Source organism: Marinobacter sp. SS21 (assembly GCF_028369065.1).
In the GTDB taxonomy this organism is placed as follows: domain Bacteria; phylum Pseudomonadota; class Gammaproteobacteria; order Pseudomonadales; family Oleiphilaceae; genus Marinobacter.
This window is the reverse complement of record NZ_JAQNDA010000009.1, coordinates 36,597-61,566: the sequence shown is the minus strand read 5'-3', so window position 1 is coordinate 61,566 and position 24,970 is coordinate 36,597. Positions and strand designations below refer to the sequence as shown.

The following is a 24,970-nucleotide window of genomic DNA, read 5'->3' as shown; positions in this document are numbered from 1 at the left end:
ACCAGGCGAAAGAGCCTTACTTAACGGCGTCCTTCAGAGCCTTACCAGCCTTAAAGCCAGGCACTTTGGAGGCCGGAATCTTGATCTCCGCACCAGTTTGCGGGTTACGACCGGTACGAGCCGCACGCTCTTTAACCGAAAACGTACCGAAACCGATCAGAGTCACCTGATCGCCTTTTTTCAGTGCGCCGCTAACGGCGTCGGTCATGGCGTCCAGTGCACGACCAGCACTTGCCTTGGAGATGTCGGCGGACTCTGCGATTGCATCGATTAGTTCGGACTTGTTCACACTAAACCCCTTCGATTTCAGGTTGAAGATGTTATCGGTTGGTTTGTTTTTTTCTAGGACGTTCCCGACTATCGCATAAGCGGTCAGAGAATTCCATTCTTCACTTTTCTTATTCCATTCGGTTACATACCGGAATTCGGAATAGGCATCAACTGCGCGGGAGCCCTTGGTATTGGCTGCTTCACGGCGAAACAGTTATACCAACGGGCTCTCGCGCGTGTCAACAAAACTGCGCGGGTTTAATGGGTATTTATCCGCTCTGAGGCATCGCCCTCATCTTCCCGAGGTTTACCGGAAGACGACTCGCTGGCGACCCCTTTGCGGAGGGGCTCCGGGGCGTACGCCAGTGCGATATCCAGAACTTCGTCAATCCATTTGACCGGCTTGATTTCAAGCGATTCCTTTATGTTGTCCGGTATCTCTTTGAGATCGCGGACATTTTCATCAGGAATTATGACGGTCTTTATGCCGCCACGGTGGGCCGCCAGGAGCTTCTCCTTCAACCCGCCAATGGCCAGCACCCGGCCTCGGAGCGTGATTTCACCGGTCATCGCGACATCCGCTCTTACTGGGTTCTGGGTTAATGCGGAAACCAACGCGGTGCACATGCCAATACCCGCACTGGGGCCGTCCTTGGGCGTGGCACCTTCGGGTACGTGAACGTGGAGGTCGTGCTTCTCATGGAAGTCGTCGCCAAAACCGAGACCCGCCGCCCGACTCCTGACGACAGTCAGAGCAGCCTGGATGGATTCCTGCATGACGTCACCGAGAGAGCCGGTCTTGATCACTCGACCCTTGCCCTTGGTCAGTGCACATTCGATGGTCAGCAACTCGCCGCCGACCTGGGTCCAGGCCAATCCGGTCACCTGACCAATCTGATTCTTCTCTTCCGCCAGGCCGTACTTGAACTTCTGAACGCCGGAATAGTCTTCCAGCATCTCTGGCGTCAGGGTCAGTGTGTTTTTCTTTCCGGCCTCGACGTGCTCCCGGACCACCTTACGGCAGATTTTGGCGATTTCACGCTCCAGCCCACGGACACCGGCCTCCCGGGTGTAGTAGCGGATCAGGCTGCGAAGCGTCTCCTCCGGCAACTCCAGCTCTTTGTTACCCAAGCCGTTCGCCTTGATCTGTTTCGGCAACAGATAGCGCAACGCAATGTTGACCTTCTCATCCTCGGTATAGCCCGGTATGCGAATGATCTCCATACGGTCCAACAATGCCGGTGGTATGTCCATCGAGTTGGACGTACAGACGAACATGACATCCGACAGATCGTAGTCCACCTCCAGGTAATGATCATTGAAGGTGTGGTTCTGTTCCGGGTCCAGTACTTCCAGCAGGGCGGAAGCCGGGTCGCCCCGGTGGTCCATCCCCATCTTGTCAATTTCATCAAACAGGAACAGTGGATTCTTCACGCCAACCTTGGAGAGCTTCTGCAGCAACTTACCAGGCAGAGCGCCAATATAGGTTTTGCGGTGCCCACGGATCTCAGCCTCATCACGAACGCCGCCCAAGGCCATACGGGTGTACTTTCGATTGGTCGCACGGGCAATGGACTGCCCCAGCGAGGTTTTGCCCACCCCTGGAGGCCCCACCAGACACAACACGGGCCCCTTGACCTTTTTGACCCGGCTCTGAACCGCCAGGTACTCCAGAATCCGCTTCTTCACCTCTTCCAGGCCGTAGTGATCCTGGTCCAGGATCTCCCGGGCCTTCTCGAGGTCATGACGTACCCGGCTGCGTTTCTTCCAGGGTACCGCCAACATCCAGTCAATGTAGCCACGAACAACGGTGGCTTCAGCCGACATCGGCGACATCATCTTGAGCTTGCTCAGCTCGGACTCGGTCTTCTTGCGGGCCTCTTCTGGCAGACCAGCCTCTTCCAGCTTCTGCTCCAGCTCGTCAATATCGCTGGCCCCCTCGCCAAGCTGGCCCATCTCTTTCTGAATGGCCTTCATCTGCTCATTGAGGTAGTACTCCCGCTGGCTGCGCTCCATCTGCTTCTTGACCCGGCCGCGGATGCGTTTTTCCACTTCGATCAGATCAATCTCGCCATCCAGCTTGCCCAGCAGCAAGTCAACCCGTTGTCGAACGTCCAGCGCCTCCAACAGCTCCTGCTTCTCGGGAATGCGCAGCTCCAGGTGAGCCGCCATGGTATCCGCCAGCCGCTCCAATTCGTTGATGCCAGTGAGCGCGCTGGAAACCTCCGCTGGCACCTTTTTGGAGAGTTTGACGTACTTTTCAAACTCTTCCATCAACGTCTTGACCAGCACATCCCCTTCCCGCTCAGGCAACGAGTCTTCATCCATCAGCCAGGCTCGTCCGGTGAGGTACTCAGCCTCTTCAATGCTTTCGATCCGGGCACGGGTATTACCCTCAACAAGTACCTTCACCGTACCATCAGGCAGTCGCAGCAGCTGCAGCACGGTTGCCAGAGTCCCCATGTCGAACACATCTTCAGCCCCGGGGTCATCCGTTCCCGCATCACGCTGAGCCACCAGAAGGATCTCTTTGGTTCCCTCCATCGCGGCTTCGAGCGCCTGTATTGATTTGTCTCGCCCCACGAACAGCGGAACCACCATGTGCGGAAACACCACCACATCCCGCAGCGGAAGCATGGGGTACTCTTGCACAGATTCTTCAGGAATCAGGGTCATAAGGAATCCTCTGACTTTGTTTCTTTCAGCTTAACATCGATCATTGGGGCGCTTGGCGAAATTGCAATATTTTTACGGAATTAAAGCCTGCTTCGCTGAATGGCAGACGCATAGTCGCGGGCAAGGTCACGGGATCACTGAAGCCCCAAACTGCAGACGAAAAAAAAGGGCGTTGCCGCCCTTTTCAGTGATTTGCCCCGTCAATCTTCCGACGCGGCTTTGGCATGGTCGTTACTTGCGTAGATTTTAAACGGCTCAGAGTCGCCGTCGATGACACTCTCATCGATGACCACCTTGGAAACATCGGTTTCCGACGGAATCTGATACATGGTATCAAGCAACGTCGCCTCCATGATCGACCGCAAGCCACGAGCGCCGGTCTTCCGCTCCATCGCTTTACGAGCCACCGCCTTAAGCGCATCTTCGCGGAAATCCAGTTCGACCCCCTCCATGTCAAACAGCTTCTGATACTGCTTGGTCAGGGCATTCTTGGGCTCGGTCAGAATCTGAACCAACGCTTCCTCATCCAGCTCGGTGAGCGTCGCCACGACAGGCAAACGCCCCACAAACTCAGGAATCAGGCCGTACCTGACGAGGTCTTCGGTTTCCACATCCTTGATGATGTCGCCGGTGCTCTTGCTGTCATCCTGACTCACCACGGATGCGGAGAATCCAATGCTGCTTCGTTCTGAGCGATCCCGAATCACCTTATCCAGCCCGGCAAAAGCACCTCCACAGATGAACAGGATGTTGCCAGTATCCACCTGGAGGAACTCCTGTTGCGGGTGCTTGCGACCACCTTGCGGAGGTACCGACGCAACGGTGCCTTCAATCAGCTTCAGCAGTGCCTGCTGCACACCCTCACCGGATACGTCCCGGGTGATGGAGGGGTTATCGGACTTGCGGGAAATCTTGTCGATTTCATCGATGTAGACGATACCGCGCTGCGCCTTGTCAACGTCGTAGTCGCATTTCTGAAGCAACTTCTGGATGATGTTCTCAACATCTTCGCCGACATAGCCGGCTTCCGTCAGCGTGGTAGCATCAGCAATGGTGAACGGGACGTTCAGCATACGCGCCAGGGTTTCGGCCAACAGCGTTTTGCCGCTACCGGTGGGACCGATCAGCAGGATGTTGCTCTTGCCCAGTTCCACATCCGCCTTGCCTTCACCGTAACGCAGGCGTTTGTAATGGTTGTAAACCGCGACAGAGAGAACAATTTTGGCCCTATCCTGCCCGATAACGTACTCGTCCAGGGTGTGGCGAATCTCATTGGGCGTGGGAAGACGATCACTGGCTTCTTCCTGTGCACTTTCCTGAATTTCTTCCCGGATAATGTCGTTGCACAGATCCACGCACTCGTCGCAGATGAACACCGAGGGCCCTGCAATGAGCTTACGGACTTCATGCTGGCTCTTTCCACAAAACGAGCAGTACAGCAACTTGCCGTTATCGTCGCCTCTGCCGTTTCTATCATCTGCCATTGACTTACCTCTGTTCTGGATTTGCCGGCGCACCTTAACGGTTTACCACCTTACGCCGGCGTCATTTGAAGCGATTAGCCCCAGTATTATTTATTCGGTGCGCGCTTATCAAGTATAGAATCGATCAGGCCATACTCCTTCGCCTGCACCGGGTCCATAAAATAGTCACGTTCCGTATCTCTTTCGATGGTTTCCAGATCCTGCCCGGTGTGCCGGGAGAGGATGGTGTTAAGGGTATGACGGATCTTGAGAATTTCCTTGGTATGGATCTCGATATCCGTCGCCTGCCCCTGGTAGCCCCCCAGCGGCTGGTGAATCATGACTCGCGAGTTCGGCAGGCAGGCACGCTTGCCCTCTGTGCCGCCGGCGAGAAGAAACGCCCCCATACTGGCGGCCTGCCCCACACACAGGGTTGCAACGTCCGGCTTGATGAACTGCATGGTGTCATAGATGGACATGCCAGCCGTGACAGAACCGCCCGGACTGTTGATGTACAGATGAATATCCTTGTCCGGGTTCTCCGACTCCAGAAACAGCATCTGGGCCACGATCAGGTTCGCCATGTGGTCTTCCACCTGACCCACCATGAAGATCACCCGCTCTTTGAGCAGTCGGGAGTAAATATCAAAGGAACGCTCGCCACGAGCCGTCTGCTCAATAACGATTGGCACCAGGCCAGAATTGGTAACCATCGCGGGACCATCAATCGGTTTTTGCATCATGATGCGCCTGAACTCCTTCTGGACGTAAAGTGACCATCCGGCCACTAAGGTTGGGACTGTTATTGGTTGTTCATGTTGCTTTTTTATCTTACCAGAGCCCTACTTTGCCACCCTGAGCCCAAGATGAAAACAGCCGGACGTGCCGGCTGTTTTCTTTACATTGCTCTCAGACCGCCTCGCGGTCGGGCAACTTAACGCTGAGGCTGGCCGGCCTTCACCGCGTCTTCATACTTCATTTTCTTCTCTTTGACCTTGGCCTGCTCAAGTACCACGTCAACTACGGCCTCTTCCAGCACCACAGATTCAATCTGCGACTTCTGTTCCGCGCTGCCGGTGAAGTGAGCAACAACCTCTTCCGGCTGCTCGTAGGTCGAAGCGATCTCCTGGATCTTCTCTTCCACCTTGGCCTCATCGGCCTTCAGGTCATTCTTCTTGACCACTTCCTGGAACAGCAAACCAGTCTTAACTCGACGGACAGCCTGCTCTTCGAAAAGTTCTTTCGGCAGCTGTTTGAAATCCACCTGACCACCAAAACGCTGAACCGCATCCTGGCGCAGACGATCAATTTCCTGGTCGATCAGTGACTGGGGAACTTCCAGTTCGGTGGTTTCCAGCAGACCATCAATAACGTCGTTTTTGACCTTGTTGGTGATCGCCTGCTTCAGCTCCCGCTCCATGTTCTTACGAACTTCGGCACGGAATGCCTCTTCATCAGCGGCATCGATGCCAAACTTTTTGAAGAATTCTTCATCCAGTTCCGGCAGCTGGGGCTCCTGAACGTCATGAATCTTGATTTCAAACTTGGCGGGTTTACCGGCCAGCTCTTCGTTCTGGTAATCCTCGGGGAAAGTGACGTCGATTTCCAGCTCCTCGCCGGCCTTACCGCCCACGATGCCTTTTTCGAAGCCCGGGATCATCTGTCCGGAACCCAGGGTCAGGCGATGACCTTCCGCAGCACCGCCTTCAAACTCTTCACCGTCGATAGAGCCCTTGAAGTCGATGGTCACGACGTCCTTGTTCTTGGACTTACGCTTAACGGACTTATTGGTAGCCTGCTGTCGACGCAGGTTGTCGATCATGGTGTCGACATCTTTGTCGGTGATTTCCGTATTCGGCTTCTCAACGTTGATCTTGCTCAGGTCACCCAGCTCAATCTCCGGAAGCACCTCAAAGATGGCGACAAACTCGAGGTCCTTGCCCTCTTCCATGGTCTTGGGCTCGAACTTCGGCCAGCCAGCCGGAACAATATCCTGGTCTTCCAGGGCTTTCATGTAGTTGTCGCGCATGACTTCGCCAACGATTTCCTGGCGAACGCTATCCCCGAAACGACGTTTGACAACGCTCAGAGGTACTTTGCCCGGGCGGAAGCCGTTCAGGCGAACGGTACGCGCAGTCTCCTGAAGGCGTTTCTGAACCGCCGCGTCAATTTCCTGGGCGGGCACACCGATTGTCATGCGACGCTCGATGTTGGATGTCGTTTCAACAGACACTTGCATGGAAGTTCCTCGAATTACCGGTCAGTAGTGAGTGGGTGACTTTTCACGCCAGGCAGGGCGTGAGCCAGAAGATTGGCACGACCCGGAAGAGCGCGAAAATTAAAAGCGGTAGTCTACCACGGTTTTACTGGCGGAGAGAATTATCTGGGTGGGTGTAGCCTGAATTAACGCTGGCCGGCTTCGGCAATGATTTGCTCGAGGGAAAAATCCCTCATAAAGGCAACAAAATCGTCATCCCTAAGGCCCTGACTTACCAGGAAGCCCTGAATCTCATCACACTGGTGCTCCGACAGGAAAGCCCACTGGTCCGGTGTTTCAACCCCTTCGGCAATGACCTTGAGGCGGAGACTCTTGGCCATTGAGATGATGGCCAGGGTTATGGCGGTGTCGTCGCTGTTGGAACCAACTTCATCGACGAAAGAGCGATCGATCTTGAGGGAATCCAGCGGAAATTTGCGCAGGTAGCTCAACGAGGAATAGCCAGTGCCAAAATCGTCGATGGAGACTCTTAACCCCAGCAGCTTGATACGGCGCAGCATGCGAATGGCCTGCTCGACATCCCTCACCAGCATGCTTTCTGTGATCTCCAGCTCCAGAGACTGTGGTGGAATATCGTAGTCTTTGAGCAGATCCGCCAGAGTTTCCACCAGATCCGCCTGACGGAACTGGGCAGCGGACAAGTTAACAGCCACCGTCAGGTCGCCAAAGCCCAAGTCGCGCCAGCGCTTTAAGGCGGCGCAGGACTCCTCCAAAACCCAGCGGCCAATGCGGCGAATCTGGCCGGTGTGCTCCGCAACCGGTATGAAGTCCGCCGGGGAGATCCCGCCCAGCCCGGGATGACGCCAGCGCAACAGCGCCTCCGCGCCATGGACTCGACCATCGGCAAGCCCAATTTTCGGCTGGAACACCAAGAACAGCTGGTCCCTGGCAATGGCTTGCTGCAGCTCACTGCCCAGTTGCTGGCGCCAGACCGCCAGCTTGTTCATTTTCGACTCATAGAAGGCATAGGTGTTACGCCCTACCTCCTTGGCCTTGTACATAGCGGTATCTGCCGCCTTCATCAGGGCCTCGACCGTTTGTCCGTCATCCGGATAGACGCACACCCCCACACTCACGGTTGATTGCAGCGAATAGCCGGAAACCTGGAACTGACGATCAAAGTGATCGAGGATCTTGCTGACCGCCGGGATCACGTTTTCTGTGCTGTCGATGTCGGTCATGATGATCACAAACTCGTCGCCGCCCAGCCGGGCCAGCGTGTCCTCTTCCCTCAACATCTCGGACAGCCGCCTTGCGGTGGCTTTCAGCAGCTCGTCGCCAACGGCATGCCCCAACGAGTCGTTAATGTCTTTGAAATGGTCGAGGTCCAGGTACAGCACCCCGGTGCAGGTATTGGTGCGATTGGCATGCTTGATCGCATAGGCAATCCTGTCCATGCACAAGGCCCGGTTGGGCAAGCCCGTCAGCGAATCGTAATTGGCCAGGTATTGCAGCTCGGCGACTGCCCGTTCCAGCCGCACTTCTTTGTCCCTTAGGGCCTTCTCCGCTGCATCCCGAATCTGCTGCTGTTCCGAAATGGTCTCCAGCATGTCATTGAACGTGCCCGAAAGCAGTCCGATCTCATCCTGGGACTCCACAGGAACACGAAGATCGTAGTCATGACTGGAGGTCACTCGACGGGTAAAATTGGCGAGGCGCAGAATCGGTGCCGAGATATAACGTTGCATTGCCTGGGCCAGAATAAAAGCCAAAGCAACCATGGCGAGCAGCAACACCGCCAGGGTCAGCACAAAGGCCTCCAACTTCTCGGCCAACTCGGACTTGGACACCTTCAGGTACAAGGTGCCCAACTGCTCGTCGAGGGAATCCAGGACAGGCTGATACACATGCAGCCATTCTTCGTCCCAGATTACGGCGGGCTCCTGCAGAAAACCGGCTTCGCTTATTTCTCCCGCGCCCCGTTCAATTCGCGCAAAGATCCCTCCCCCATCATTGAACAACGCGACGCTGTGGGGAGCACTTAACACGGTTTTGCCCAATAGGTCTTCCCGGGCCTGTCCAGCCATACCCAGTGACATATAGGCAACACTGTCCACCGCTAGCCGGCGGGCCTGGGACACGGAATCGTTTTCCAGAGAATCTTCAATGGTGTTGGCGAAACTGAGGGTCACCACAAAAAAACCGACCATTATGGTCACCATCGAGACGCCGGCGATCAACAGCACCAACTTGGAGCGAATGGAGACGAGATAGGCCATCAGCGATGCCCCCCATTCAGCTCCTCGACCGCCCCATAGACCTTGCCGGCTAACTTGACAAAGGCAGCCGACGGCTCATTGCCACCGGCGGCGAACGCCGACTGATTAATCTCGATGTCAAAGGTGTCCGACTCTCCCAGGTACAGCCGTATGTGCAGTCCCGCAGCCGCACTGAACCTGCTGCTGCCAACAAAGACCGTGCGCTGCTGCAAGCCCGCCCGCAGAATACGCTCGATGTCACCCTGAGATACCTCGCCCAGATAGGCGACGTGGCAGCGCCCCAAGTCATCAAATCGATCTGCCTGAATCAGCTCGACAGGCTTTCCGGTGACCTCCCGCCCCCCCAGGAAGTCACGCATTTGCCGGTAAAATTCACGATCCTGATAGATACAGAGACGATAGGGGGTGGAGCGCTCATTGAGATCCGAATCCGGAGACCAGTAGATCTGCCCCGCCAGACGTAACAGGATAAAGGCCCGCACCTGAGCCTCCGCGGCGCGGTCTTGCGCTGACAAGGCCGGCACCATCCCTAGCAAAAGGCCTACGACCAGCAGCCCCAAGTACCACCGGAGTGAACACGGCCTTCCCCTGACCACTGTTCGCCGGTCACGCTGGGTAACTGAATGGCTAGCCTTACCGCCACGGAAAGCCGGATCTCGATTCATAGCGCGCTTATTGTCTGGACTCAGTGCACCCTTAGTATAGGCAGTACCCTGCACGTCTGTCAGATCAACCACAAAAAAATGCGTCTTCCTGTAATTTTCCCAGCAAATTCACCACCTATAATGGCAACAACGACCAAACCCACTAAAATTAGAATGGATTAAGGATGGAGTAAGGATGAATTGCGAGACTTCCTCCCGGCCAAGCAGATGACCTTTGGCCCCATTTTGAGAGAGAAGATGTTGACCTCATTGTTTACAGCACACAGGAAAGCAGCATTTCGCAGGCTGCTTTTCCTCGGCCAGTGCCTGTTCATAATCTCTCTAAGCTCCCCATCCAAGGGGCAATCCCTATCCGAATTGGCCGACCTGCCTTTGGATCAACTGCTTGCTATCAGTGTCAGCACGGCGTCCAAGCTGCCCAGTACCGTCACCAGTTCGCCGGGCATCATCACTGTCTACAGCGACGAGGAAATTGAATTGTTTGGTGGCCGGGATCTGGGCGAAGTCCTGGCCCGAATCCCTGGCATCAATCTCTTTAACTCCGCGACTTCCCACAAGTACCGGATCACCGCCAGGGGCGATGCTCCACGATTCAGCAACAATCACATCCTGGTGCTGCTGGATGGCATTCCATTGAATCGTGAAAGCTATACCGGCGGCCTCTGGACTCAGTCTGTCGTCACCTCCCTGCCGCTGGAAATCATTAAACAGATCGAAGTCATCCGGGGGCCGGGTTCAGTACTCTATGGCACCAATGCATTTGGCGGCGTCATCAATATCATCACCAAGCGGGCCGCTGAACTCGATAATGGAGTCACCCTTGGCCTCGGTGACAACGACACAATGGCGGCAAGATTCACCTACGGCAGCGAGATGGGCGAATCCGGTACTGAAGTGGCAACGGCCTTGCGCTATTTCGGCACCGAAGGCGAGCCGTTAACCCCCAATGATCTTGGTGGCGGCTTTCGCGATCGGCTTGAGGAGCGCTCCCCCGGCGGCCTGGTCAGCGCCCGCAATAAGGGACTTCACGCCACGGTTCATTGGGGGCGGGCCAGGGTTGACAACATTCGTGGCAGCCCACTGGAACTGGCCCACGGCCATGAGGACAACGAACGCGTGTTTGTCCACGCCGGCTATGAGCACCAAATGTTTGACCGGTGGCAGGGCAAAATCGACCTCTCCCACGTCAGTGTGCGCACCGAGCTGATCGACCCCATAGCGGGGGTTCTTGGACCCATCAATTACAAAACCGATGACAGTCGCGCTGAACTGCAGTTACAGGGACGGTTCAGCTCTGAATTTCAGCTGGTTACAGGCATTACCTTTGACTCTTTCCTGGCCAGGGTCGAAGAGCCCTACCCCTTCCTACCAAACTGGCGAAGCCATCTTTACGCCGCCTACATCCAGGCAGAGTACCAGCTGAACAACACGCGGCTGATTGGCGGTTTGCAGTTCAACAAGGTGGAGGGCATTGCCGATAAGACGGTCCCCAGATTAGGACTCATCCATAACTTCACGGACACCATCGGCGCCAAGCTGATGTATGCCGAAGCCTTCCGCGCGCCCTACGCCGTGGAAACAGAGGTTGCCATCGTCACCCCCGGCATTAGCCTGCTGGGAAATCCCGACCTGAAAAGGGAACTGGTGAAAACCTGGGATATGCAGATTTTTTATAACCAACGCAATTTCCAGACCGCACTGACCTTATTCCACACACGACAGGAAGACCTGATCGTTCGCGGCCTGCAAGCTCCGGGGGTCATCAGTTTCTTCAATGACGGCGAGCTTGAGACCCAAGGCGTGGAGCTGGAGGCCAAGTACATCCCCCACCCAGGCTGGTTTTTGACAGGCTCGGCCACCTGGCAACGCAATGAAGATGGTAACGATACTGACGACGTGACCCTGCAACCAGACTACACCCTCAAGGCCGGCATCGGATACCAGGGCGACACTTGGTCGCTGGCCCTGTTCGACATCTATCAAGATCACTATCAGGACAACATCATTGTCACCCCCACGCGGCTTGAACTGAATCCCACTGCCGGCAATAACCACAACATCAGTCTGAACGGCACACTGGTGCTGAGACAATTGGGCCAGCTGAAGCTTGGCCTCTACGTTCACAACCTGCTTGACGATGACATCTGGCTACCCGCTTCCCCCGGGTTTACCACATCCAACCTCAACACAATGCCCAGTGTCGAAAGCGGACGCACCTTCCTGGTCACCGCCAAGCTACCCTTCTAATTCTCTAACGCCCTACCCAGAACATCACCCACTTTGGTAACCTTGGGATCGACATCTAAAATCAGAAGCAAGAAACCTGGTCGCCCTGTAAGCAACCGGTTCTTTCAGCTAAGCCGATGACCTGCTGAGGGGAAGTTCTTGATCCGCGTTCGCCAATCACCCAAGCGTGCCCCACTTCGCCTCCGCCACTCTTGGTCCGCAGCACTGTTACTTTTCACCCTTATCGCCTCGGCGCGGGGCCAACCCCTACCTGAGCTCGCCGAACTACCTCTAGAACAGCTGCTTAACGTAAGCGTGACCACCGCTTCTAAATTACCGGGCACAGTGACCAACTCTCCCGCTGCCATCAGCGTCTACAGCGCTGAAGAGATTGCGCTGTTTGGCGGCAGGGATCTCAGTGAAGTGCTGGCCAGAATTCCCGGCGTCAACTTTTACCACGATACTGGTGGCCACAAGTTCCGCGTGATGACCAGAGCCGATGCGCCGCGACTCAACAACAACCACACCTTAATTCTGCTCGACGGCATCCCCTTCAACCGGGAAAGCTACACCGGCGGACTCTGGAACCACGCCGTGCTTACCACCCTTCCGCTGGACGCCATCCGTCAGATCGAGGTGGTGAGAGGGCCCGGGTCGGTACTCTATGGCACCAATGCCTTTTCCGGCGTCATCAATATCGTGACCAAGAGGGCCGGCCAAATCGAAAACAGCGTCAGTCTCGGTGGCGGAAGCAATACCACGTTCGCGTCGACATTCACTTACGCGGCCGAAGCCTCCGACACGGAGACCGAGTTTGTCACAGCCTGGCGACACTATCGCACCGAGGGCGAACGACTGAGATCGAACGATTCCAGCGGCCAGTTCAGCGCTCGACTGGAGGAAAGCTCGCCGGGTGGCCTGGTGACGGCCAGGCACCAAGGCTTTCACGCGGCCATTCAGTGGGGCCGCGCGGAAATGGAAAACATCCGCGGCAGCGATATTCAGCTCGCGGATGGCGGCCTGGATAATGAGCGAATTTTCGCAGCGGTGGGTTATGAGCGCGACATAGGTAGTCACTGGCGGGCCAAGGTGGACTTGTCTCACGTCAGCCAGCGCCTGGAACTGATCGAACCCACGGCGGGCGTACTGGGCCCCATCAACTACAAAACCGATGATAGCCGCATTGAACTTCAGCTCCAGGGTGAGCTCTCTGACAATCTGCAACTGGTTACCGGCGTGACCTGGGATTCGTTCCTGGCGCGGATTGAAGAGCCTTACCCCTTCCTGCCCAATTGGCGCAACAACCTGTACAGTGCCTATGCCCAAGCGGAGTACCAATGGCGCGAGACCCGGTTTACTGGTGGACTTCAATTCAACAAGGTGGAAGGCATCGCCGACAAGACGGTGCCACGGGTAGGCCTGATCCACAATTTCACCGACACAGCCGGGATCAAGCTAATGTATGCGGAGGCATTTCGCGCGCCCTACGCGCTGGAAACCGACATTAAGCTGATTACCCCAGCAGTGAGTCTTCTAGGTAATCCTGAACTACGCCGGGAGACAGTAAAAACCTGGGATTTGCAACTGTTTCATGACACCCCCAGACTGCAATCGGCCCTTACCTTGTTCCATTCCAGGCAGAAAGACCTGATCGTGCGCCGCTTGCAATCGCCTGGCGTGATCAGCACCTTCAACGACGCCGAGCTGGAAATCCAGGGCGTAGAGCTGGAGACAAAGTATATTCCCCATGCCAACTGGTTCCTGTCCGGTTCGGCAACCTGGCAGCAAAACAAGGATAACAACGGCACCAGGGACACCACCCTGCAACCGGACTACGTCATCAAAGCGGGCATTGGCTATCGAGCCAACACCTGGTCGCTGGGACTGTTCGACATTTACCAAAGCCGCTATCAGGACAACGTCATCGTCACCCCCTCACGACGGACGCTGAACCCCGCCGCCAACGCCAGCCACAACCTGAGCCTGAATGGCACATTGGAACTGGTTCAGCTCAATCGGCTGGAATTGGGCCTCTACGTGCATAACCTGCTGGATGAAGATTTCTGGTTACCGCCCGTGCCGGGATTCACAACCTCCAATCAGAACACTCAGCCTAGTGTGGAGTCAGGTAGAACCTATTTGATAACCGCCAAGCTCCCCTTCTAGATCAGAACAGCGGCAATCTGGGGAAATAGGGGCTGTAGGGCGTGATGAAAAGCGAGAAGGAAGGTGGCGCGAAAGGACTAACTCGAACGCCCACGGGTTGCCCTATTCCATTGGCCTGCCCTTGATCTGCACGAAAAACATCTGGCAAGCAGCCGAGGAACATCTAAACTCAAGAACAAACAATGCAAATGACGCACAGCACTCAAGCGCTTTAACCTAATAGAAGCGAGCATACAACACGCCGCTCCATGCAGGGCTCGTCAATGTGCATTTCCACCACATTAAGACGCCGCATTACCGCGCTCCAAAACCGTCTCGCGCTTTGGCTTGGCATACTATCACTTCTGATCACCAGCCATTGCCAAGGCAGCCATGTTGCCGAGATTGCCGAGCTGGCGTTTGAAGATTTACTCAACCTCAGCGTCAGTACGGCGTCGAAGCTGCCTACCAGCGTTGTGGACTCTCCGGGAATTGTCAGCGTTTATAGCGCCGACGAAATTGAGCTATTCGGGGGCCGTGACCTTGGGGAGGTTCTTGCCCGCCTGCCCGGCGTTACCCCCTTTTCATCAGCCTCCAGCAACCGCTCTCGCGTCACCACAAGGGCCGACTTCCCGAGGATAGACAACAATCATGTCCTGATCCTTCTCAATGGCACCCCCTTCAATCGTGAGGGTTACCTGGGGGGCCTTTGGGCTTATGGGGTTTTGACCACCTTCCCCCTGCAAGCCATACGTCAGATCGAGGTGATCAGAGGACCAGGCTCGGTGCTCTACGGCACGAACGCCTATTCAGGCGTCATCAACATCATCACCAAACGTGCCCATGAACTGGTTAATAGCATCAGCATTGGCGCAGGCAACAACGGTGCCCAAGCCAGCAATCTGGCGCTGAGCGCCGAATCCGATACCGGCGACAGCGAAATCGTCACCGCCCTTCGCCACTACCAGAGCGATGGCGAACCTATTCAGGCCAATGACGACAGTGGTGTATTTCGCACTGAACTGCAGGAATCATCGCCAGGCGCACTGGTTAGCGCTAACCATAAGGGGCTCCATGCCACACTGCACTGGGGTCGCGCCGATTTGGATGAAATTCGAGGAACCCAGGCCAAGCTTGCGGAAGCGAATGCAGACAACGAACGACTCTTTGTTCACGTAGGCTATGAACACCACCTTAGCAGCAATTGGCTTGGTAAAGCCGATGTTTCACACGTTTCTGCCCACACAATACTGACCGAACCGACCGTGGGGGTTCTGGGCCCAATACACTTCAGGACCGACGATAGCCGAGTTGAACTGCAATTACAGGGCCGCTTCAGCGAGAGCCTCCAACTGGTGACCGGCCTAACGTTCGATTCATTTTATGCCAGGGAGGAAGAGCCTTACTCTTTCGTCTCCCCCTCGCGGCAGAACCTGTACGGTGCCTATTCCCAGCTGGAATACCAGTGGCATAACACGCGCTTTATCGCCGGTCTCCAGCTAAATAAATCCGAAGGCATTGCTGACAAGACCGTTCCAAGGGTTGGAGTCATACACCACATGTCCGACAGCCTGGGGGTCAAGGCAATGTACGCTGAAGCGTTTCGAGCACCCTATGCCGCAGAAACCAACATTACCGTTCCAACTCCTCAGCTAACATTACAGGGCAACCCTGATCTGGATCATGAAACGGTCAAAACATGGGACTTGCAGGTTTTCTACCACCAGAACAATTTCGAGTCCGCACTAACCCTCTTTCATACCGAGCAGGAAGATCTCATTGTCCGGCGGCTTCAACCGCCTGACGTGATTACCTTCGTCAATGAAAACCGGTTGGAAACCAGGGGCGTTGAGCTCGAGTTTAAGTACCTCTCCCAGACCAACTGGTACATTTCCGGCTCGGCCACCTGGCAGACAAATGAAAACCAATCGGGAACGGAGGATACTACGCTCCAGCCGGATTACGAGGTCAAGGTGGGAATCGGCTATCGTGCCAACAACTGGTCGCTGGCGGTCTTTGACAATTATAAAACCGGCTATCAAGACAACCTTGTCGTGACGCCATCCCGCGTCGAATTGAATCCCTCCTCGAGCGCATTCCATGACATCAGCGTCAATGGCACCCTGGAAATAGAACGACTGCGACACTTAAAGTTGAGCGCCTATGTGTCCAACCTGCTGGATGAAGAGTCCTGGCTACCTGAAACGCCAGGTACTACGAGCTTTACCCTGAATACCCTGCCGGGTACAGTCAATGGTCGTACTTTTTTGGTAACGGCAGAGCTACCGTTTTAACCGGAAACCAAAAAAAGCCATTCACAGGAGAAGCAAAAAGGAAGGAGAGAAAGGTGGTGCGAAAGGAGAGACTCGAACTCTCACGGGTTGCCCCACTGGAACCTAAATCCAGCGCGTCTACCAGTTCCGCCACTTTCGCACAGCGGGCGCAGATCAAGAGCCCTGTACAGGGTTATCTTAAAATTCTGCCTTTGCGGAAATCAACCAAAGAATCAACTCGGAAAGAAAAGTGGGGTGGACGAAGGGGTTCGAACCCTCGACCGCAGGAGTCACAATCCTGAGCTCTACCAACTGAGCTACGTCCACCACATTCTGACGTACTGCTGAAACAACTTTACTGTGACGCGATGGCTCGCTTGGCGACCCGACCGAGGAGCTGTAATGGCACGCCCGGCAGGATTCGAACCTGCGACCCACGGCTTAGAAGGCCGTTGCTCTATCCAACTGAGCTACGGGCGCTTAACCTTTCGCCCACTTGAATATCCAGTTTGAAAGTGGTCGGGGTAGAGAGATTCGAACTCCCGACATCCTGCTCCCAAAGCAGGCGCGCTACCAGACTGCGCTATACCCCGATCGATCTGAACAACAAGTGCCTCAGCAAAGTTGGCGCGCATATTACCCGTGGATTTCGGCCCCGTCAACAATGATTTGAATTTTCCCTGATTATCAACGCCAAAGCTTTGTTACCGGAACGTCCTTGCTACCAGTTTATCACCACCCTGCTCTCTGCGCTCCTGTCTCGGGTAACTTCTGGCGTACGTCCGATTCACCATCCTTGCATTGGAGTCGGGGCCGAAGCATGAGACAATGCGGCGTTTTTTAACGCTGGATCAAAATAGACCTCGAAATGACCGCGAAACTGATCAACGGAAAAGAAATCTCCGCCCGGGTACGCCAAGAAGTTGCCGCCGGTGTGGAAGCCCGACTGCAACAGGGGCTACGCGCGCCAGGACTGGCCGTGGTACTGGTTGGCAACGACCCCGCCTCCCAGGTATACGTCGGCAACAAACGCAAGGCCTGCGATGAGGCAGGCATTGTCTCGCTGTCTTACGACCTACCCGAAGACACCTCCCAGGCATCCCTGGAAGCGCTGATCGACGAGCTGAACGACAATCCCGCGATCGACGGCATCCTGGTCCAGCTACCTTTGCCGGCCCACCTTGATGCAGACCCGATTCTGGTGAAAATTCGCCCGGACAAAGACGTCGACGGCTTCCACCCTCACAACATCGGCCGCCTGGTCCAGCGCCGACCCGAACTGCGCCCCTGCACTCCGGCCGGTATCATCACCCTGCTCGACAGCGTTGGCACGCCCTACAAGGGCCAGCATGCCGTCATCGTCGGTGCGTCCAACATCGTTGGCCGGCCAATGGCCATGGAACTGCTGCTCAAGGGCGCCACCACTACCGTCACCCACCGCTTCACCGATGATCTCGCCAAGTTTGTAGGCGAGGCTGACATTGTCATTGCCGCGGCCGGCAAGCCCGGTCTGGTGAAAGGCGAATGGATCAAACCAGGTGCCACGGTGATCGATGTGGGCATCAATCGCATGGCGGACGGCAAGCTCAAGGGCGACGTGGAATTTGAAGCCGCCGCAGAACGCGCCGCCTACATTACACCGGTCCCTGGCGGCGTAGGCCCGATGACCATCGCCACCCTCCTCCAGAACACCCTGTTCGCCGCAAACGAGCTGCACAAGGACTGACGCCTCAGCGGCCGCACAGCACCTTCGCTCCAGGCTACGGCAGACAATAAAAAACCCCGCACTCAGGCGGGGTTTTTTATTGGGCTTCGGCTTACTGACCGAACTTGGCTTTCGCCTTCAAACGGTAAGCGTGCAGAAGCGGCTCGGTGTAGCCGTTCGGCTGCTCACAGCCCTTCAGCACCAGAGCCATCGCAGCCTCGAACGCCACGCTGTCGTCGAAGTTCGGAGCCATGCTGCGGTAGGCCGGATCGCCAGCGTTCTGCTGGTCAACCACCGCCGCCATGCGCTTCATGGTTTCTTCGATCTGGGCCTCAGTGCAGATGCCGTGGTGCAGCCAGTTGGCCAGCAGCTGAGAAGAGATCCGCAGGGTTGCTCGGTCTTCCATCAGGCCAACGTTGTTGATATCAGGCACCTTGGAACAACCAACACCCTGGTCAATCCAGCGTACCACGTAACCAAGGATGCCCTGGGCGTTGTTGTCCAGCTCCTGCTGGATGTCCTCGGCACTCAGGGAGGAAGGATCCGCCATCACCGGCACCGTCAGGATATCTTCCAGGGCAGCGCGCTGACGGCTGGCCAGCTCTTTCTGCACATCAAACACATTGACCTGGTGGTAGTGCGACGCGTGCAGGGCAGCGGCTGTCGGGGACGGAACCCAGGCAGTATTGGCGCCAGACTTCGGATGGCCAATCTTCTGCTCCAGCATGCCAGCCATCAGATCCGGCATCGCCCACATGCCCTTACCGATCTGGGCAACACCGGACAGACCGGTTTCCAGACCGATGTCCACGTTCCAGTTCTCGTAAGCGCCGATCCAGGTCGCCTGCTTCATCTCACCCTTGCGGATGAACGGACCCAGCTCCATGGACGTGTGGATCTCGTCACCGGTGCGATCCAGGAAGCCGGTGTTGATGAAGACCGTGCGATCCTTGGCGGCGTGGATACACGCCTTCAGGTTCACAGTGGTGCGACGCTCTTCATCCATGATGCCCACTTTCAGAGTAAAACGGGGCAGAGCGAGTGCATCCTCTACACGACCGAAGAATTCATTGGTGAAGGCCACCTCTTCCGGTCCGTGCTGCTTGGGCTTGACGATGTACACAGAGCCCTTGGTGCTGTTCTGGAATTGGCCCAGACCCTTGAGGTCGTGGATGGCAATCAGGGAGGTGATCAGACCGTCCATCAGACCTTCAGGCACTTCGCTGCCATCGTTCAGCAGGATGGCCGGGTTGGTCATCAGGTGACCGACGTTGCGCACGAACAGCATGCTGCGACCCTTCAGGGACAGCTCGCCGCCATCAGCTGCGGTGTAGACCCGGTCTGCGTTCATCTTACGGGTCAGTTGCTGGCCACCCTTCTCGAAGGTTTCCTCAAGGTCACCCTTCATCAAGCCCAGCCAGTTCTTGTAGGCAATGATCTTGTCGTCAGCGTCAACGGCCGCCACGGAGTCTTCGCAGTCCATGATGGTGGTCAGCGCAGATTCCATCAGCACGTCTTTGACGTGAGCGCCGTCGTCTTTGCCGATGGGGTGGCTGGCGTCGATCTGGATCTCAAAGCGCATGCCGTTCTTGGCCAGCAGGATGCCAGTCGGCTCAGCAGCAGCGCCGACGTAACCAAGGAAACCGGACTCGTCTTGCAGGCCGGTCACTTCGCCGTTCTGCAGTTTAACGGCCAGCTTACCCCCGTCGATGTAATACTTGGCTGCGCCCTTGTGGCTACCGGAAGCCAGGGGAGCGGAGCCGTCCAGCAGATTGCGGGCCCATTCGATGACCTTGGCACCACGCACCGGATTGTATCCACGCCCCTTGTCGGCGCCATTTTCCTCGGAGATGGCATCAGTGCCATACAGGGCATCGTACAGGCTACCCCAACGGGCGTTGGCAGCATTCAGGGCAAAGCGTGCGTTCATTACCGGCACAACCAGCTGCGGACCGGCCATGGTGGCGATCTCGGGATCGACATTGGCGGTATCGATCTTGAAGTCAGCCGGCTCGTCGACCAGGTAGCCGATTTCCTTCAGGAATGCCTTGTACTCGTCCATGTTGATGGACTGACCTTTGTGGTCCTTGTTCCAGGCATCCATTTTCTCCTGGATCGCATCACGCTTGGCGAGCAGCTCTCTGTTGCGGGGTGCCAGCTCGTTGACGATGGTATCAAATTCCGCCCAGAATTTGTCGGCATCGACGCCGGTGCCCGGAATCGCTTCATTGTTCACGAAATCGAACAGGTTCTTTGCGACCTGCAGGCCGCCGACTTGCACGCGTTCAGTCATCGTTGTTTGCCTCAGTGGTTTGCTGTATTCCCTGGTTGCCGAAACCCGAGTTCCGGCCACCCCGCCCTCCAGACCGGAGTACCGGACGTGGGGCTACCTATATTTTGAGCGCGGTAGTGTACGTTAAATCCCGTACAAATTCATGCCCGCACGGTTCGGCTGTGCTCAGGCCCGACGCCAGGTGGTACCCTCGCGAGCGTCGTCGAGAACAATGCCTTTTTCCAGAAGATCGTCGCGAATCCGATCCGCTTCGGCGAAATCCCGGTTCTTCCGCGCCGCAGCCCGGGCCTGAATCAGCGCCTCGATATCGTCCGCCGTCAGCTCCCCGCCCGTGTCGGCATGGAAGAACGCCTCCGGGCCCTGTTGCAGCAGGCCCAGCACCTTACCCAGACGCACCAGCACCGCGGCACTGTCTCGGGCAGCCTGATCGTCGCCGTCACGACGGTGCTGGTTGATCTCTGCGGCCACCGCGTGCAGCACCGCCACCGCGCCGGCGGTATTGAAGTCGTCGTCCATCGCCTCGGCAAAACGCCGATCGTAATCGGTGTCCGCCACGCCCTTGGACGGCACCAGGCCACGCAAGGCGTGGTAGAGCTTGGTCAGGGTCCGGCCGGCTTCCACCAGGTTAGCCTCGGAGTAATCCACCTGACTGCGGTAATGGCTGGACACCAGGAAATAGCGCACCACTTCCGCCGGGTACTTTTCCAGGATCTCGCGGATGGTAAAAAAGTTGCCCAGGGACTTGGACATCTTTTCCTTGTTCACCCGGATGGCGCCGGCGTGCATCCAGGTCCGCGCAAACTCCTGCCCGGTGGCGGCCTCGGACTGGGCAATTTCGTTCTCATGGTGGGGGAACATCAGGTCCGGCCCGCCGCCGTGGATATCGAAGGTGTTCCCCAGGCAGCAGGTAGACATGGCCGAGCACTCGATGTGCCAGCCGGGACGGCCATCGCCCCAGGGTGACGGCCAGCTCACCTCCCCATCTTTCGCCGCCTTCCACAACGCGAAGTCGGCGGGGCTGCGCTTGGCCTCGGCAACATCCACCCGGGCACCTGCCAACAGGTCGTCCAGCTTCTTCTTGCTGAGCTTGCCATAGCCGTCGAAGGAATCGACGGCAAAATAGACATCGCCGTTATCCGCAGCGTAGGCATGCCCCTTGCTGATCAGGGTGCGAATCATCGCGAGGATGTCGTCAATATGGGCCGTCGCCCGAGGCTCTTCCGTCGGGGAAAGCACGGCCAAGCGCGCCTCATCCTCGTGCATGGCCTGAATCATCCGTGCGGTCAGCTCGGAGAACAGCTCACCATTCTCATCCGCACGCCGCAGGATCTTGTCATCGATGTCGGTGATGTTGCGCACGTAGTGCACGTCGAAACCGCGATGCCGGAGATAACGGGTGATGACATCAAAGGCCACCAGCACCCGGGCATGCCCCAGGTGGCAATAGTCGTACACCGTCATCCCGCAAACATACATCCGAACCTTGCCAGGCTCGATGGGCTGAAACTCTTCCTTTTGCTGGGACAGCGTGTTGTAAATTCGAATCACGTTACTGGCCTTTGGAACTATTTGGCTTTGGCCCAGGAATCCCTGAGCGTGACCGTACGATTGAAGATCAGGCGACCGGATTCCGGTGCTGGTTGATCCAGGAAGAAATAGCCTTCCCGCTCGAACTGGTACGGCAGATCGGTTCGTGCCGTGGCCAGGCTTTTCTCGACCCGGGCGCCAGTAATTGTGCTCAACGAATCCGGATTCAGGTGATCGATGAAATCCCCTTCCTTGTCGCTGTCGGGCGATTCGTGGTTGAACAGACGATCGTAAAGGTTGATATCCGCTTCCACGCTGTCCGTTGCCGACACCCAGTGGATTACCCCGTTGGGCTTGTAGCCCTGAGGATTCACACCCAAAGTATCGGCATCGTATTCGCACTTCAGCTCGACAATGTTCCCGGTATCGTCCCGCACAACTTCACGGCAGGTCATCACGTAGCCGCCGCGCAGGCGCACCGCCTGATCCGGTGCCAACCGCTTCCACTTGCGCGGCGGCTCCTCGGCAAAATCTTCCCGGTCAATGTACAGGGTGCGGGTCCAGGGGACATCCCGGGTGCCCATGGCCTCATTTTGCGGATGCACCGGCAGTGTCAGGGTCTCAGTCTGGCCTTCCGGGTAATTGGTCAGGGTCACCTTGAGCGGCCGCATCACACACATTGCCCGTGGCGCCCGCGCGTTCAGGTCTTCGCGGATGGCGAATTCCAACATCCCCATGTCCACGGTGCCGCCGGCCCGGTTGACGCCAATCATGTCACAGAAATTGCGGATCGATTCCGGGGTGTAACCACGGCGGCGCATGCCGGAAATGGTCGGCATCCGCGGATCGTTCCAGCCATCAACAAAGCCCTCATCGACCAGACGCTTGAGCTTGCGCTTGCTGGTGATGGTGTAGTTCAGGTTGAGTCGAGCAAACTCGGTCTGGTGGGGCCGCGCCGGCGGCGTGATGTTGTCCAGCACCCAATCGTACAACGGACGATGGTCCTCGAACTCCAGGGTGCACAGGGAGTGGGTAATCCCCTCCAGGGCATCGGAGATTGGATGGGTAAAGTCATACATCGGGTAGATGCACCACTTGTTGCCAGTTTGATGGTGCTCGGCTCGGCGAATGCGATACAGGATCGGGTCGCGCAGGTTCATGTTGGGGGACGCCATGTCGATCTTGGCCCGCAGCACCAGCTCGCCGTCGGCAAACTTACCCTCGCGCATCTCGCGGAACAGCGCCAGGCTTTCATCCACCGGACGGTCCCGATCCGGACTGTGCTTGCCCGGCTGTTTCAAAGTACCCCGATATTCCGCCATCTGATCGGCACTCAGCGAACAGACGTAGGCTTTGCCCTGCTCAATCAGCTCAACGGCAAAGTCATAGATGGCATCGAAATAGTCGGAGGCGTAGCGAACCTCACCGGCCCATTCAAACCCCAGCCAGTGTACGTCCGCACGGATCGCGTCGATGTATTCCTGGGATTCCTTTTCCGGGTTGGTATCGTCAAACCGAAGGTTGCACTCACCGCCGAAGGACTGCGCAATGCCGAAGTTCAGGCAAATCGACTTGGCGTGCCCCACGTGCAGGTAACCGTTAGGCTCTGGCGGGAAACGGGTGACCACCTTGCCGGTGTGCTTGCCACTGCTGATTTCGTCTTTGATCAGACTTTCAATAAAATTGTGGGCTTTCTTGGAATCGGCGCTCATACGATCTCAATTAAGTGGAACAGTGATTTAAAGAAGGCATTATACGCATTCGATGCTGTCGATTAACCCCATGGCGGTATCCGTTCGACGCTTTGCCCATGCACAGCCTCCGACACTTACGTACAATAGCCCCTTTCCAGCAAAAATTGGTCACTGACCAGCGACGTTTTTTAACCGCTTTTTAACCACAATGTTAACCACGACAGGAAACCCAAATGATTCTGCTGACTACCAATCACGGCGAGATCAAAATTGAACTGGACCACGACAAGGCACCGGAAACCGCCAAGAACTTCGAACAGTACGTTCGCGACGGTTTCTACGATGGCCTGATCTTCCATCGCGTGATCAGCAACTTCATGATCCAGGGCGGCGGCTTCGAGCCGGGCATGCAGCCAAGAAAAACCCGCGAGCCCATCAAGAACGAAGCCAATAACGGCCTCAGCAACATGACCGGCACCATCGCGATGGCGCGCACCATGGACCCCCATTCCGCCACTGCCCAGTTTTTCATCAACGTACAGGACAACGGTTTTCTGGATCACACCGCAGAATCCGCTGAAGGCTGGGGCTATTGCGTGTTCGGCAAGGTCGTCGACGGCATGGACACCGTGAACGCCATCCGCTCCGTTCACACCACCATGCTTGCCGGTCACCAGGACGTTCCGTCCGACGACGTGGTGATCGAGAAGGCCGAAATTCTGGAGGATGGAGGCGCGGCGTGACCACGCTGTTCATCTCCGACCTGCACCTTGAGGAATCACGCCCGGACATCACCCGGGCCTTCCTGCAGTTCCTGAGCGACAAGGCCACCGGCGTCGATCGACTTTACATCCTGGGTGATTTCTTCGAGGCCTGGATCGGCGACGACGAACACACGCCGCTACAGAACGAGATCGCTGCAGCGCTGAGGGCGGTCAGTGACAGCGGAACCAAGCTGTTCCTGATGCACGGAAACCGGGATTTCCTGATCGGCGACGCGTTCTGCGAACGGATCGGCGCCACCCTGCTGGACGATCCGTCGGTTGTGGACCTCTACGGAACGACCACCCTGCTGATGCACGGCGACAGCCTGTGCACGGCAGATGTGGAGTACCAGAAGTTCCGCACCACCATGCGCAACCAGCAGTGGCAGGACATGTTCCTGAAGCGGCCCCTGGCAGACCGCCAGACTACCGCCCGTCAGCTGCGGGAAATCAGCATGGCCAAGAACAAGGGCAAGGAACAAACCATCATGGACGTGACCCAGGACGAGGTGATCAAAGTGATGGAGGAACACCGGGTGCAGCAGCTGATTCACGGCCACACCCACCGCCCGGCCATCCATGAGTTTGAGGCCAATGGTCAGCCCGCCAAGCGCATGGTATTGGGCGATTGGGACAAAAACCTGTGGTGGATTGAAGTGTCTGCCGGCCAGCCGCCCGTTCTCAAGCAGCAACCCTTGTCGTAACCTGCAGTCACTCACCAGCAGAGACTAACCAGCGGTCACTAACCAGTGGTTAGCCAGAGGCGAGCTGG

At 56.7% G+C, this 24,970-nt stretch carries 16 protein-coding genes and 4 tRNA genes; 6 read left to right on the top strand and 14 right to left on the bottom strand.

Features of this window, described 5'->3' with window-relative positions:
• Nucleotides 1–16: 16 nt before the first annotated feature.
• The 7 genes from N6L25_RS13055 to N6L25_RS13025 form a co-directional block, all read right to left on the bottom strand.
• The gene (locus tag N6L25_RS13055; RefSeq protein WP_271981059.1) at nt 17–289 is read right to left on the bottom strand and encodes an HU family DNA-binding protein; all 273 of its coding nucleotides are present in this window, start codon (nt 287–289) and stop codon (nt 17–19) included.
• Between the two features lie 239 nt (nt 290–528).
• Nucleotides 529–2,946, bottom strand: coding sequence for an endopeptidase La (lon, locus tag N6L25_RS13050; protein WP_271981056.1), 2,418 nt, complete (start codon nt 2,944–2,946; stop codon nt 529–531).
• A 200-nt stretch (nt 2,947–3,146) separates the two neighbouring features.
• Nucleotides 3,147–4,430 carry an ATP-dependent Clp protease ATP-binding subunit ClpX gene (clpX, locus tag N6L25_RS13045; protein ID WP_271981054.1) on the bottom strand — a complete coding sequence of 428 codons (1,284 nt, stop codon included), beginning with the start codon at nt 4,428–4,430 and terminating at the stop codon, nt 3,147–3,149.
• Between the two features lie 86 nt (nt 4,431–4,516).
• A complete protein-coding gene (gene clpP, locus N6L25_RS13040; RefSeq protein WP_271981052.1) occupies nt 4,517–5,152 on the bottom strand; it encodes an ATP-dependent Clp endopeptidase proteolytic subunit ClpP in 636 nt (211 codons plus the stop codon).
• Nucleotides 5,153–5,343: 191 nt separating this feature from the next.
• Entirely contained in the window at nt 5,344–6,648 is a 1,305-nt protein-coding gene (tig, locus tag N6L25_RS13035; protein ID WP_271981050.1) for a trigger factor, read from the bottom strand.
• A gap of 164 nt (nt 6,649–6,812) precedes the next feature.
• On the bottom strand, nt 6,813–8,906 hold the full coding sequence (locus N6L25_RS13030) for a putative bifunctional diguanylate cyclase/phosphodiesterase (RefSeq protein WP_271981047.1): 2,094 nt from the start codon (nt 8,904–8,906) through the stop codon (nt 6,813–6,815).
• On the bottom strand, nt 8,906–9,421 hold the full coding sequence (locus tag N6L25_RS13025; protein ID WP_271981045.1) for a YfiR family protein: 516 nt from the start codon (nt 9,419–9,421) through the stop codon (nt 8,906–8,908). The genes N6L25_RS13030 and N6L25_RS13025 overlap by 1 nt, the downstream gene beginning before the upstream one ends.
• Nucleotides 9,422–9,943: 522 nt before the next feature.
• Between N6L25_RS13025 and N6L25_RS13020 the strand changes: the two genes are divergently transcribed.
• The 3 genes from N6L25_RS13020 (at nt 9,944) to N6L25_RS13010 (ending at nt 16,236) form a co-directional block, all read left to right on the top strand.
• Nucleotides 9,944–11,818, top strand: coding sequence for a TonB-dependent receptor plug domain-containing protein (locus N6L25_RS13020; protein WP_271981043.1), 1,875 nt, complete (start codon nt 9,944–9,946; stop codon nt 11,816–11,818).
• 324 nt (nt 11,819–12,142) lie between these two features.
• Nucleotides 12,143–13,963, top strand: coding sequence for a TonB-dependent receptor plug domain-containing protein (locus tag N6L25_RS13015; RefSeq protein WP_271981041.1), 1,821 nt, complete (start codon nt 12,143–12,145; stop codon nt 13,961–13,963).
• A 263-nt stretch (nt 13,964–14,226) separates the two neighbouring features.
• Complete coding sequence (locus tag N6L25_RS13010) at nt 14,227–16,236, top strand: TonB-dependent receptor plug domain-containing protein (RefSeq protein ID WP_271981039.1); 2,010 nt, start codon at nt 14,227–14,229, stop codon at nt 16,234–16,236.
• Nucleotides 16,237–16,290: 54 nt separating this feature from the next.
• On the opposite strand, the gene N6L25_RS13005 is transcribed toward N6L25_RS13010, so the two are convergent.
• From N6L25_RS13005 to N6L25_RS12990, 4 genes are all read right to left on the bottom strand, one after another.
• Nucleotides 16,291–16,375: transfer RNA gene (locus tag N6L25_RS13005), tRNA-Leu, on the bottom strand.
• A gap of 91 nt (nt 16,376–16,466) precedes the next feature.
• Nucleotides 16,467–16,542: transfer RNA gene (locus N6L25_RS13000), tRNA-His, on the bottom strand.
• A 76-nt stretch (nt 16,543–16,618) separates the two neighbouring features.
• Nucleotides 16,619–16,695: transfer RNA gene (locus N6L25_RS12995), tRNA-Arg, on the bottom strand.
• A gap of 36 nt (nt 16,696–16,731) precedes the next feature.
• Nucleotides 16,732–16,808: transfer RNA gene (locus tag N6L25_RS12990), tRNA-Pro, on the bottom strand.
• Between the two features lie 275 nt (nt 16,809–17,083).
• Between N6L25_RS12990 and folD the strand changes: the two genes are divergently transcribed.
• Nucleotides 17,084–17,941 carry a bifunctional methylenetetrahydrofolate dehydrogenase/methenyltetrahydrofolate cyclohydrolase FolD gene (folD, locus tag N6L25_RS12985; protein WP_271981037.1) on the top strand — a complete coding sequence of 286 codons (858 nt, stop codon included), beginning with the start codon at nt 17,084–17,086 and terminating at the stop codon, nt 17,939–17,941.
• Nucleotides 17,942–18,032: 91 nt separating this feature from the next.
• Here the strand turns inward: folD and N6L25_RS12980 are convergent, their stop codons facing one another.
• The 3 genes from N6L25_RS12980 to N6L25_RS12970 all read right to left on the bottom strand — a co-directional run bounded on the left by N6L25_RS12980 (nt 18,033) and on the right by N6L25_RS12970 (nt 23,452).
• A complete protein-coding gene (locus N6L25_RS12980; protein WP_271981035.1) occupies nt 18,033–20,213 on the bottom strand; it encodes a malate synthase G in 2,181 nt (726 codons plus the stop codon).
• Between the two features lie 165 nt (nt 20,214–20,378).
• Entirely contained in the window at nt 20,379–21,761 is a 1,383-nt protein-coding gene (cysS, locus tag N6L25_RS12975; RefSeq protein ID WP_271981033.1) for a cysteine--tRNA ligase, read from the bottom strand.
• A gap of 17 nt (nt 21,762–21,778) precedes the next feature.
• Entirely contained in the window at nt 21,779–23,452 is a 1,674-nt protein-coding gene (locus N6L25_RS12970) for a glutamine--tRNA ligase/YqeY domain fusion protein (RefSeq protein ID WP_271981031.1), read from the bottom strand.
• A gap of 215 nt (nt 23,453–23,667) precedes the next feature.
• Between N6L25_RS12970 and N6L25_RS12965 the strand changes: the two genes are divergently transcribed.
• On the top strand, nt 23,668–24,177 hold the full coding sequence (locus N6L25_RS12965) for a peptidylprolyl isomerase (RefSeq protein ID WP_271981029.1): 510 nt from the start codon (nt 23,668–23,670) through the stop codon (nt 24,175–24,177).
• Entirely contained in the window at nt 24,174–24,902 is a 729-nt protein-coding gene (locus tag N6L25_RS12960; RefSeq protein WP_271981027.1) for a UDP-2,3-diacylglucosamine diphosphatase, read from the top strand. The genes N6L25_RS12965 and N6L25_RS12960 overlap by 4 nt, the downstream gene beginning before the upstream one ends.
• Nucleotides 24,903–24,970: the final 68 nt, after the last annotated feature.